This window comes from Marinicella sediminis, from assembly GCF_002000055.1.
In the GTDB taxonomy this organism is placed as follows: domain Bacteria; phylum Pseudomonadota; class Gammaproteobacteria; order Xanthomonadales; family Marinicellaceae; genus Marinicella; species Marinicella sediminis.
Genome location: NZ_MVBD01000002.1, coordinates 353,616 through 366,480, shown reverse-complemented (window position 1 = coordinate 366,480; position 12,865 = coordinate 353,616). Strand labels below are relative to the sequence as shown.

The window sequence follows — 12,865 nt, the reverse complement described above, 5'->3', positions numbered from 1 at the left end:
ATTTTTGCCGCTTGAATTAAAAAGCTACCATGGTTTAAAATCATTAGGATGTGTGCAGCTCAAAATATATTGAAAGATGTCTTTGGTTATGACCAATACAGACATCAACAGGAACAAATCGTAGATACCCTTGTTAAGGGGCAAGACGCCCTGGTGCTGATGCCCACCGGGGGTGGCAAGTCATTGTGTTACCAGATTCCAGCCATAGCCAGACCCGGTGTCGGGGTGGTGGTATCACCATTGATCGCGCTGATGCAGGATCAGGTCAATGCACTGAATCAATTGGGGGTCAAGGCCGCCTACATCAATTCCACCTTGTCAGCCAGAGAGATTGAACAGGTCAAACAACAGGCACTGGATGATGAACTTGATTTGTTGTATTTGTCACCTGAACGGTTGGTGGGTGAAGAAATGCAAGGCTTTCTGCAGCGAATCAAGGTGGCACTGTTTGCCATTGATGAAGCCCATTGTGTGTCACAATGGGGTCATGATTTCAGGAAAGAATACCAGAACCTGTCGATGTTGCATGAACAATTTCCTGAGGTGCCAAGAATTGCCCTCACGGCCACCGCCGATCAAAGGGTGCGCAAGGAAATCGTCAAACAATTGCAATTGGATGATGCAGAAATTTTCATTTCCAGTTTTGACCGACCAAACATCACCTATGCCATTGAAGAACAGGAGTCGGGTAAACAACAATTGTGGCGCTTCATCAATGACAATCACCCGAATGACGCGGGCATTGTCTACTGTTTGTCCCGCAGGAAGGTGGAAAGTGTGGCCGAGTTTTTGTCTGGCAAAGGCCGCAAAGCATTACCGTACCATGCCGGATTATCCAATAAAATCAGAGAACGCAATCAGCATCAGTTTCTCATGGAAGATGGCATCATCATCGTAGCAACCATCGCTTTTGGTATGGGCATTGACAAACCGGATGTGCGGTTTGTGGCGCATTTTTCGATGCCTAAAAACATCGAGTCATACTATCAGGAAACGGGTAGGGCAGGCCGGGATGGCCAGCCATCCAACGCCTGGATGGCCTATAACTATCAAGACGTGGTGATGCAAAGGCAATTCATCAGGGATTCAGATGCTGCTGATGAACACAAAGAAGTGTTGCACAACAAACTGGATTCCCTGGTAGACCTGTGTGAACAACTGGAGTGTCGGCGTCAAACCCTGTTGCGCTACTTTGATGAGGTGTTGGAAGAACCCTGCGGTAACTGTGACAATTGTCTGAATCCGCCGGAAAAAATTGATGCTTCAAAAGAAGCGCAGATGGCCATGTCAGCCATCTACCGCACCGAACAGAAATTTGGCATCATGTACCTGATTGATCTGTTGTTGGGTAATGACAATGATGAGCGGGTCAGTAAATTGAAGCATGATCAGCTGAATGTGTTTGGAATTGGAAAAGACCATGTAAAAACCTGGTGGCGCAGGTTATACCGGCAACTGATCAGTCAGGGATACATTGATGTAGACCCGGAACATGGCTCCTTATTGCTAACAGACAAGGCCAAGCCGATCCTCAAGGGGGATGAATCCTTTTACTTGCGGGATGTGGTCAAAGCCAAGAATAAAAGCAAAAAAGCCGAAGAGATTGATTTGGGTCGTCACGACACCGTGTTGTGGAATGCCTTGAAAAAACTGCGTACCGACCTGGCCACTGATCAGGGGGTGCCTCCTTATGTGATTTTCAGTGATGCCTCTTTATTGGAAATGGTCAGGAAAAGGCCTGTGGAAGGTGAAAAATTCATGTACATCTCAGGTGTTGGTGAATACAAACTGGCTAAATATGGAGACGTTTTTATCCAGGTTATCAAAGACAACCCGTTGCCGAAGAAACTGGATAACCGCCTGGAAGACGAAGTCAATGTAACACTGGATCATTTCCTGGAACACAAATCGGTTGAAACGGTGGCTGAGGTGCTGGATTTGAACCTAAACACCGTATACATGCACTTGTCTAAAGCCATTGCTGTGGGTCTGGTTGACAAAAAAGACGTTACCGGACTGCAAGATGAAGACATCGATTACATCATTCAGATGGCTGAAATGACCGGGTACCTGGAAGACAAAAAGATGAAGCCGGTGTTTGATGCACTTGATGGCATGTATGATTATGGTACCTTGCGTTGTGTACTGGCTGAACTGGAGTGAGTCGGTTGAATCAATTATTCAAGTTGCACAGTGATTGAACCCCGGGTATTACACATCACCAATGGCGACTATGCCGTCCATAACCTGAAAGAGGCGGGCTTCAGTGGTGAATTTTTGCCGGTCAGGGATGTATTGCATGTGGGACCTTTGTTGCCCGGAGATGATTTTATTGGCATATCATCTGCCAGATGCCAGTTCATTGTTGCACAGGGTTGGGCCAGTCAGCAACGGGTTGATGCGTTTCAAAGGGAGCGACGGGCTTTGCTTCGTGATCTGACAATTTATGCAGAAATCTGGTTGTGGTTCGAACATGATTTGTATGACCAATTACAACTGATCCGGGTGTTACAGTTCCTCGCTGAATCGACGATTAATTTATCGCAGGTGAGGTTGGTGGTGACTGATCAATACCTGGGCGAGGCCAATGCCGAAACCTGTCAGGAGTTGCTGCGCTTCGCTGAACCACTGAGCAGCGATCACCTTGAGACTGCTTGTCACATATGGGAGCAATTGACTGCAACAACGCCAGCAAGTTGGCCTGAGATGCTGCAACAATCGTATCCTTTACTGCCGTTTCTTCAAGCCGCACTGCGGCGATTTTTCAATGAATTTCCTTCCGCTTCAAATGGCCTCAGCCTGACCGCTGACAGGGCCCTGGCACTGGCGGACAGTGAAATGACTGCCGGAGAGTTGTTTGCTGCTGTACAAGTGCTTGATGAACCTCGTTTTATGGGTGATCTGTCATTTTTCGGCGTTCTTGACGGATTGCGGTCTTCACCGGCCAGTCTGCTGAAGGCTGCCGATGACCACTCCCTGAAGACTCATCCACAACAGCGCCTTTCATTGACAGAACTGGGTAAACAGGTCAGTTGCGGAGAGGTGCATTATCTGGATGTGTCTGCACCTGATTATTGGTTGGGTGGGGTACACATTAACGCCAAAAATCGCTGGTGCTATAATGATTCTGATCAATCGTTCAAACTGAGGCTTTTATGAAATATCAAAACACCATTACAGTAGAAGTGCCAATATCACGGTTTGTTGAACTGCTGGACAACCCGGAGAATATGAAGCACTGGCAAAAGGGATTGCAGTCTTATGAGCTCTTGGGTGATCATGAGCCAGGATCGGTGGGTGCACAAATGAAACTTCATTTTAAAATGGGCAAAAGGGACCTGACGATGATTGAGACCGTGACCATCAGTGATTTTCCACAGCGGTTTGCCGGGACCTATGAAACCAAAGGGGTATGGAATCTGGTGGACAACCATTTCAAAGAAAACGAACAAGGACATACGGTCTGGATTGCTGACTGTGAATTTAAGTTCAGTGGCTTGATGAAAGTCATGTCATGGTTCATGCCCAAGTCGATGTTTAAGAAACAATCCTGTCAATACCTGGAAGATTTCAAAAAATTTGCAGAAGCTCAGTGAACAAAATTTGGCACTTTGTGGTGCTTTTGTGTTGTGGTGCGATCAATCAAGCCTGTAAAGCTCCGTTTAAGCCTTAAATCAATCTAATTTAGACGAATTTGTAACATCATGTATTATATTTATGGTGTGTGTTTTGAGAGTGTGTGTTCATGGGGGATCGTCTAACGAGTCTGGTTGTGGTGGTTATTGCAGGTGCCGCCGCCGCTGTTGTCAATTTGTTCAGGTTACCACTGTTCTTTGAGGCGGAGTTTCTTTTTGGCCAGTTTTTGGTGTTACTGGTCGCCGTTTACCGAGGACCATTGGCTGGGTTGGCCTGTGCTGTCATTGCCACATGGCCTTTGGTGGATGCCTGGGGCAGCTACTGGGCCACACTGACCTTTGGTATGGAAGCATTGTTTGTGGGGCTGGCTTGTCGCTTTGTTCGTTTCAATGTGATCATGTTGGTCATGATTTACTGGATTGCCATTGGTATGCCGGTTTCCTGGTATTCCATTTCTGGGTATGAACATTTCCTTGATTCTCACCGCACGGCCATATTGATTAAACAGCTCACCAATGCCATTGTTTACGCGCACATAACGGCATTGGTGATGTATTTGCCGGTGACGCGCAAGCTGCTGGGTTTTGATCAAAAACCAGTGACTTTATCAATCAAAGAACAGTCGTCACACATCATCTCATCATTGCTGATCACTTGCGGAATTGGATTTTTTTTCTTCAATCTGGATCAAAGCATTAAAAATTCCGGCAGCGATTACAGCCAGGTCCATGACATCAAACATGAGCAGCTCAAAGCCCAGTTGGGTGAAGTTTTCAGCAGAAAAATCACTGCATTCAGTGAATATCGGGAAACATTGGCGCAACTATGGAATGATCCGGAAATGAGGCAACAATCCTTGTTGTCCTTCAATCAGCGTTATCCACAGTTCAGAACCATGGTCATCACTGATCAACACGGAGATTTACTCCACTCATCCCCGGAAGAGTTGGTGAAAAACGTCAAGTCACAAAACGAAAACATCAATGTGGCTGACCGGGACTACTTTACCCATGCCATCTCCAGCGACCAGACCTATGTCAGCCCGGCCTTTGTTGGCAGAGGATTTGGTAAAGATTTGATTGTGGCCATCAGCAGTGGTGTGCCCGATCTGCTGAACAGGCCATCCAATGTTGGCATCATTGAGGGATCGTTTATTTTGACCAATTTGCGCCATGTGAAGAGTTTGCTGGATAACATAGACCCTTCTGTGGAGGCCATTCTGATTGATCAAAATGGTCAGGTGGTGTTGGCATCAGAACAGTTGCAATTACCCCCGTTACAAACCTTCGAACTGGTGAAAGGTGTGGACACCTTTTATGAACACAGTCTGGTGACCATCAAAAAAACAGGTGGTGAACCCGGCAGAGAGGTTTATTACCTGGCTGAATCGTTATTTCCCTGGGGGTGGAAGCTGCTGAGTTTGCAAAATGAGGCCAGGTTTGCTGATGTCATTGAACGTTCATTGATCATCTTTGCGGTAACCATTGTACTGGTGGTTTTGATTTCTCACATCCTCGCATTTGCCATCAGTCATTCCTGGTCTTATCACATGACAAGATTGAATGAACTGATTGAACGGGGAGATGAGTTTAATCGGGAGTTGGATGAATTTGAAAATAATGACCAGTTGCCAGATGAGATTGTCAACCTGTATCAGGAAATCAAAAACAGCCGGCAAGCCATTGTCAAAATGAACACGGAATTGCAAAACACGGTGGCTGAGCGCACAGAAAAACTACAAATAGTGAATGCTAAACTGAATAAAATGGCCAGTACCGATGCCTTGACCGGGTTGGATAACCGTCGACAGTTTAATCAAAAACTCGATGAGATGTGGCAACACAGTCAGAAAAACCTCAGTCCATTGTCCATGTTGATCATCGACATTGATTATTTTAAAAAAATCAATGACACTTTTGGCCACCCTGTGGGTGACCAGGTTTTGGTGCAACTGGCAGAGCAATTGCAGCACTTCAATGATGACCGAATTGGTTGCCTGGCCCGTTTGGGTGGTGAGGAATTCTGCCTGTTGATGTCAGGACAAGAGCACACTGATGTCATCAGTCTGGCAGAACGCATCAGAAAACACATTGAAGAATACGCTTTTAAAATCGGCAGTGGTAAACCCTTTGAGTTGACCATTTCAGTGGGCGTGGCCACCATCAATCCAACCCGGTTTACCGCTTCAAAGCTGTATCAGTTGGCTGATAATGCGCTTTATGAAGCCAAACATTCGGGCAGAAACCAGGTGAGGTACTCACATTTGGATTGACCAGGTGTTAGTTTACCAGTGTTGCATGATGGTGATACCGGCATAGCTCAGGTCCTCGGTATAAAACTGGCCGTACGGTGAGTGGCCATCAAAATATTCAAAATAGACTTGAATGGGCAGTTGTGCCAAATTGGCGATTTCAACGCCAGCTCGCATGTTGATGTTGATGTTCCAGTCATAAGCCCCCCAAGTAGTCAGGTCCACGGCCCATAAAGGCTTGAAGTGGTCGGCAAAAGTTGTCCCTTGATACTGCCAGCCAGTTTGCCACATGACTTCACTCAGGTCGCCTGGTTCTGAACGGGTAATCAACCCCAACCCGGCATAGATATCCCAATTGCCAAAGGGTTTGTGGGCTTGCCATTGAATGGTTTCATAAGACAGGTTGATGCGTTGATCCGCAAATTCCGGGTTATCCAGTAAAAACTCATCACCGAGGTGCGTTGACCGGTGGGTGTAACTTAATCGCCAGTTCCAGTTGTTCAGTGTTTGAACCAGTTCTCCACCAACAGCAAAATCGGTGTTAATCAGGGCGCCACCACGGTTGTTACGGGTGTCCAGTTGTTCAACATCAAACTGGGATCTGATCAGGCCATGGATGTTAAACGTTAACGGCGGGCGATCATCCAGCCAGTCAAATGACTTCACTGCTTGCCTTTTACCGATGCCCAGCAGCACCGCTTGTGGTTGATTGCCCAAAAAATCCAATTCACCAAAACTGACAAACACGGCAGGTTCATTCAAGTCTGCCAAAAATGGTGGCATGGCACTGGGTTTTGGGTCATCAGACCGGGTTTCGGGCTGTTGAATATGAGCTGTCTGCCGGGCACTGATGTTGTCGTAGCAAGACAGTCTTTGTGTGCTGTCTTCGATGCCCTGACATTCGTTCAATTGGTCTTCAATGGAAGACTCTGCGAGCACAGTGGTTGAACTCATCGGCATCAGGAGCAAGCACAAAAGTGTGTGTGTTTTCATGGTTTTCTCAGTGGGTTTTGACTGGTGTCAAAAAAGGCAAGTTTAAACACTTGCCTTTTATTTGTCGAGTACCAGCGGCGTCCATGACCGTCACTTAGGTTATGATTATTAGCTGGCAAGGTCGCGTAAAACATAATGCAGGATGCCACCATGACGACAATACTCAACCTCTTTGGGGGTATCTATGCGCACGTCTACTTCAAAAGTGACTGTGCTGCCATCATCACGATGAACGGTGACCTGAGCCGTTTTGGAGGCCCCGTTCTTCAAGCCATCGATGTCGTATGTTTCTTTACCGGTTAAATCATAGGTGTCAGCGCTTTCACCGGCTTTGAACTGTAATGGGATAACACCCATTCCCACCAGGTTAGAGCGGTGAATTCGCTCATAGCTTTGTACCAGTACGGCTTTGACGCCCAGCAGGTTGGTGCCTTTGGCGGCCCAGTCCCGGGATGAGCCGGTACCATACTCCGTGCCACCAATAACCAGCAATGGGGTGTCTTCTGCCTGGTATTTCATTGACGCATCGAAAATACTCATTTCTTCATCAGAGGGTTGGTGTCTGGTCCAGCCTCCTTCGGTGCCCGGAGCCAGTTGGTTGCGCAATCTGATATTGGCAAAGGTACCGCGCATCATTACTTCATGATTCCCCCTGCGAGAGCCATAAGAGTTAAAATTGGCTTTTTCCACGCCTTTTTCCTGCAGGTAGAGGCCTGCGGGTGAATCAGCAGCGATGGCTCCTGCGGGAGAAATGTGATCTGTGGTGACTGAATCGCCCAGTTTGGCCAGTACCCTGGCTCCTTTGATGTTGTCTATGGTGCCCACATCGAGTGTCATTCCGGCGAAGTATGGTGGGTTTTTGATGTAAGTGGAATCATCTTGCCAGTCGAACAATTCAGATTCAGTGGTTTTCACCGCTTCCCAGTTGGCATCACCTTCAAAAATACCTTCATAACCCTGGGCAAAACTGTTTTGGTTGACGTTGTTGCCAATGGTGTCAGCGATTTCGTGATCGCTGGGCCAGATGTCTTTCAAATAGACCGGATGACCATCCTGGTCTTTGCCCAGGGCGTCATTGTAAAGATCAAAATCCATGGTGCCGGCAATGGCATAAGCCACCACCAGAGGGGGCGAGGCCAGGAAATTCATTTGAATATCTGCATGAATCCGCCCTTCAAAATTGCGGTTGCCTGACAGCACCGACGTGGCAATCAGGTCATTGTCATTGATGGCTTTGGATAAAGCCGGATCCAGGGGGCCTGAATTACCAATGCAAGTGGTACAGCCAAAACCAACGACATTGAATCCCAGGGATTCCAGGTCGTCCATTAAACCAGCAGAATTCAGGTAATGTGAAACCACCTTTGAACCAGGAGCCAGTGAGGTTTTAACCCAAGGCTTGACCTTAAGTCCTTTGGCGGCGGCATTGCGGGCCAACAGGCCAGCACCCAGCATCACAGCCGGATTTGAGGTGTTGGTACAAGAGGTGATGGCGGCCACAGCAATGTTGCCATCGGTGAATTCATAATCCCCTTTGGCAGATTTAACGGGAATAGACTTGACCGGCCGGCCATTCTCAAATTCAGTGAAATGCTGGTTGTATGTGGCCTTTGCCACGGTCAGTTCAATGCGGTCCTGTGGTCGTTTGGGCCCAGAAATGCTGGGTACGACGGTACTCATGTCCAGTTCAAGAACCGCGGTATACTCTGCATCCAGACTGTGTTCATCATGAAACATGCCTTGTGCTTTGGCGTATGCTTCCACCAGATTTACCTGTTCTTCACTGCGGCCTGTCAGGCGCAAATAACGCAATGATTCATTGTCCACCGGGAAGATGCCGCAAGTGGCACCGTATTCGGGAGCCATGTTTGCGATGGTGGCACGATCTGCCAGCGGCAAATGCTGTAGACCGGCACCAAAGAATTCCACAAATTTACCAACCACTCCATGTTCACGTAACATGTCGACCACCGTCAGCACCAAGTCGGTGGCGGTCACACCTTCCTGCAGTTTTCCAGTTAACTTGAAGCCCACAACCTGAGGAATCAGCATGGAGATGGCCTGGCCCAACATGGCCGCTTCGGCTTCAATGCCACCAACACCCCAGCCCAACACCCCAATTCCGTTGATCATGGTGGTGTGTGAATCGGTTCCCACCACGGTGTCCGGATAAGCCATCAGTTCGCCGTTTTGTTCGGCGCCGAATATGACCCTGGCGAGGTATTCCAGGTTGACTTGATGGACGATGCCATTTCCCGGAGGGACCACTTTGAAAGAATCAAATGCCGTTTGCCCCCATTTGAGAAAACCATAACGTTCCATGTTTCGTTGAAATTCAATCTGGGTGTTCAGGTCTGCGGCATCGTTGGTACCGTATTTGTCCACTTGAATCGAGTGGTCAATCACCAGTTCTGCAGGCGACAGTGGGTTGATTTTCTGAACATCTCCACCCAGTGCTTTCATGGCATCACGCATGGCAGCCAGATCTACCACGGCCGGCACTCCGGTAAAGTCCTGCAGAACGACCCTTGAAGGTGTGAATGCTATTTCTGTGGAAGGTTCTGCTTTGGGGTCCCAATTACACAGGGCTTCAATGTCATCAACAGTCACATCGATGCCATCTTCATGACGCAGCAGGTTTTCCAACAGGATTTTTAAACTGAAGGGCAGGCGGCTGATGTCATGTGTTTCGGCCACTTTTTGCAGGCTGTGGTATTTATATGATTGGTTGTTACATGCCAATTGCATGGCGGTTTTTAAAGTATCACTCATTGGTTAACCCCTGGATTTGATTCAATTGATCATTGAATATGGATAATTTAACGTTATCACATCATTATCGCATTTTTGTCGTGAAAAATACAGACAGGGAAACCAGGCTGGTGATCATTCTTTGGTCTGATGTGCAGCGGTTAAGAATAGAAAAGAAAAAACCCGGAAGCCAGCCTGAAGGGTGGCATCCGGGTTTGCTTGCAGCTGTTGGTTGAGGCTGCCGGATCAGACGATGTCTGGAAGTTTGCTGGCTTTGTCTGCAACTGATGAAGCGGCTGCCTGACGGTGGTTCATGAAAGCCAGGTTACCTGGTTTGGTTTTCAGTGGTTTCAATGGTGGAGCAAACTGGGTGAGATTGATGCCTTCAACAGCGCCTTTGTATTCAGCCATGGTGGGCGTTCTGCCAAGAATGGCTGCCAGAACCACCACAGGTGTCGAAGCGAGCAGGGATTCCCCTTTTTTGCGATCAGAATCTTCCACCACACGTCCTTGGAATAGCCGTGTTGAAGTGGCCAGAACGGTGTCACCACGTGCGGCTTTTTCCTGGTTGCCCATGCACAGGTTACAGCCCGGTCGTTCCAGGTACATCATGTTTTCATAGTCTTTGCGGGCCTGTTGCTTGGGTGAGGCATCATCAAACTCAAAGCCAGAGTATTTCTGCAGGATTTCCCAGTCACCTTCCTGTTTCAGTTCATCGATGATATTGTAAGTAGGCGCAGCGACGATCAGCGGTGCATTGAACTTGACAAACCCTTGTGCTTGCTCGAGGTTTCTGAGCATTTGGACGATGATTTTTAAATCACCTTTGTGTACCATGCAGGAGCCAACAAAACCCAGGTCGACGTGTTTTTCACCATTGTAATAGGACAGCGGTCTGATGGTGTCATGGGTATATCGTTTGGAGACATCGTCGTTGTTAACATCCGGATCAGCGATCATGGGTTCGATCACTTCATCCAGGTCTACCACCATTTCAGCGAAGTAACTGGCGTTGTCATCCGGCATCAGGGCAGGGTTTTCACCTGACCTGATGTCAGCTATCCGTTGATTGGCTTTGTCAATCAGTCCCTGCAACACCCCGGCTTTATTGTCCATGCCTTTGTCAATCATGATTTGAATGCGGCTCTTGGCAATTTCCAGTGACTCAATCAGGGTTTCATCCTGAGAAATACAGATCGACGCTTTGGCTTTCATTTCCGCTGTCCAGTCTGTGAAGGTGAATGCCTGATCTGCAGGCAATGTGCCGATGTGAACTTCAATGACGCGTCCCTGGAATACATTGTCGCCAAACTGTTTCAGCATTTGTGACTGGGTGGCGTGAACCACGTCGCGGAAATCCATGTGGTTTTTCAAATCGCCTTTGAAGGTCACTTTGACTGATTGTGGGATGGGCATGGATGCTTCGCCGGTGGCCAGGGCGAGGGCGACTGTGCCTGAATCGGCACCAAAGGCAACCCCTTTGGACATCCGGGTATGTGAATCTCCACCAATGATGATGGCCCATTCGTCAACCGTGATGTCGTTGAGTACTTTATGGATCACATCGGTCATGGCATGGTATTCACCTTTGGGATCACGGGCAGTGATCAATCCAAACCTGTTCATAAAGCTCATCAGTTTGGGGATATTTTTCTGGGCTTTTTTATCCCATACCGAAGCGGTGTGACAACCTGATTGATAAGCCCCGTCAACCGTTGGGGAAATCACCGTGGCAGCCATGGCTTCCAATTCCTGAGATGTCATCAGACCGGTGGTGTCCTGTGAGCCAACGATGTTGACCTTGACACGCACATCAGAACCGGCATGCAAAGGTTCTTCGGTGCTCACGCCTACTGCATTTTTGTTGAAGATTTTTTCTACTGCGGTCAAGCCTTGCCCTTCATGGGTGATTTCCCTGGCAGGGGCAAAAACCAATGGCTGTTCTATGCCCAGTGTGCTGGCTGCAAAGCTTTGCAGTTTTTTACCAAACACGATGGCGTATGAACCTCCGGCTCGGATGAATTCCAGTTTCTGTGGGGTCAATGCAGATGAAATGTCTGCCACTTGTTGATCGCCGCTGTAGAGCTTTTTGTCAGTGGTGTTGATGGTCAGCACGGTGCCAGTGGCCACTGAATAGACCTGTTCCAATACGGGTTCGCCCTGATCATCCAGTACGGTGTTGCCATCGGCATCTTGTTTTTTCACCCAGTTTTTTAAATCCAGTCCAATGCCGCCGGTCACATCCACGGTGGTCAGGAAAATGGGTGAGATGCCATTGGTACCGCCAACGATGGGTGCAAAATTCACAAACGGAACATAGGGGCTGGCTTGTTTGCCTGTCCACAGAGCTACGTTGTTTACCCCAGACATTCTGGATGAACCCACGCCCATGGTGCCTTTTTCGGCCACCAGCATGACCCTCTTATCCGGGTGTTGTTGCTGTAAGGCCTGGATTTCAGCTTGTGCTGCCTCGGATATCATGCATTTCCCGTGCAATTCACGGTCAGATCTGGAGTGTGCCTGGTTGCCGGGAGAAAGCAGGTCGGTGGATATGTCACCTTCTGCAGCCACGTATGTCACCACATCAATGGTTTCATCCACTGGTGGCAGATTGGTGAAAAATTCTGCCTTGGCATAACTCTGTAAAATAGATTCTGCCATCCTATTGCCTGCCTGATAAGATTCAGCCAGCCTTTGGGTGTCTGCTTCATAGAGGAACACCTGGGTCTTCAAAACCGTTGCAGCTTGTTCGGCAATCGTCTGATCATTATCCAGAGCCAGGTCAATCAACACCTCAACTGATGGGCCCCCTTTCATGTGAGACAACAATTCAAAAGCATATGCCTGGTTAATTTCTTCAACGGCATGAACGCCCAGGATGATGTCTTTCAGGAAGCTGGCTTTTTCTTTGGCGGCGCCTGTGGTACCGGGAAGGGTGTGATAGATAAAGAAATCCAGAGCCCGAACCCGGTGCTCATTGTTGGTTTCTTTGATCAGTTCAACGATTTCTGCAATCAGTTGAGCATCATCAATGGGTAAAGGATTCAATCCCTGATTTTTTCTGACTTCGATGTCTTTCAGATAGTCGGTAAATAAGCTCATTTAGCACCCCAAAAAAAGCGCAGTATTATACCTGACTATCAATGAGAAGTTAACCGGAAGCCGCTTGAAAAGCAGGTAAATATTCAGCTTTCAGGGTAAAGCTTCGGTCATTTTCCATACTGTCCCGCATGG

7 protein-coding genes and 1 pseudogene are annotated in these 12,865 nt (G+C 48.0%); 5 read left to right on the top strand and 3 right to left on the bottom strand.

The window, feature by feature from the left end; translation table 11 throughout:
* Positions 1 to 48: 48 nt before the first annotated feature.
* The 5 genes and pseudogenes from recQ to B0475_RS04045 form a co-directional block, all read left to right on the top strand.
* Positions 49 to 1,830 (top strand): annotated as a pseudogene (gene recQ / locus B0475_RS04060) (DNA helicase RecQ); the annotation flags it as partial.
* Positions 1,831 to 1,836: 6 nt separating this feature from the next.
* Positions 1,837 to 2,163 (top strand): helix-turn-helix domain-containing protein, encoded by a 327-nt coding sequence (locus B0475_RS18085; protein WP_449288541.1) that lies wholly within the window; start codon positions 1,837 to 1,839, stop codon positions 2,161 to 2,163.
* A gap of 30 nt (positions 2,164 to 2,193) precedes the next feature.
* A complete protein-coding gene (locus tag B0475_RS04055; protein WP_157892695.1) occupies positions 2,194 to 3,159 on the top strand; it encodes a DUF1835 domain-containing protein in 966 nt (321 codons plus the stop codon).
* Positions 3,156 to 3,596 carry an SRPBCC family protein gene (locus B0475_RS04050; RefSeq protein ID WP_077410285.1) on the top strand — a complete coding sequence of 147 codons (441 nt, stop codon included), beginning with the start codon at positions 3,156 to 3,158 and terminating at the stop codon, positions 3,594 to 3,596. The genes B0475_RS04055 and B0475_RS04050 overlap by 4 nt, the downstream gene beginning before the upstream one ends.
* Positions 3,597 to 3,745: 149 nt before the next feature.
* Entirely contained in the window at positions 3,746 to 5,908 is a 2,163-nt protein-coding gene (locus B0475_RS04045; RefSeq protein WP_077410283.1) for a diguanylate cyclase, read from the top strand.
* Between the two features lie 12 nt (positions 5,909 to 5,920).
* Here the strand turns inward: B0475_RS04045 and B0475_RS04040 are convergent, their stop codons facing one another.
* The 3 genes from B0475_RS04040 to B0475_RS04030 all read right to left on the bottom strand — a co-directional run bounded on the left by B0475_RS04040 (position 5,921) and on the right by B0475_RS04030 (position 12,733).
* A complete protein-coding gene (locus B0475_RS04040; RefSeq protein WP_077410281.1) occupies positions 5,921 to 6,880 on the bottom strand; it encodes a DUF1207 domain-containing protein in 960 nt (319 codons plus the stop codon).
* Between the two features lie 108 nt (positions 6,881 to 6,988).
* On the bottom strand, positions 6,989 to 9,652 hold the full coding sequence (gene acnA, locus B0475_RS04035) for an aconitate hydratase AcnA (protein WP_077410279.1): 2,664 nt from the start codon (positions 9,650 to 9,652) through the stop codon (positions 6,989 to 6,991).
* A gap of 225 nt (positions 9,653 to 9,877) precedes the next feature.
* Positions 9,878 to 12,733, bottom strand: coding sequence for a bifunctional aconitate hydratase 2/2-methylisocitrate dehydratase (locus B0475_RS04030; RefSeq protein ID WP_077410277.1), 2,856 nt, complete (start codon positions 12,731 to 12,733; stop codon positions 9,878 to 9,880).
* Between the last annotated feature and the right edge of the window lie 132 nt (positions 12,734 to 12,865).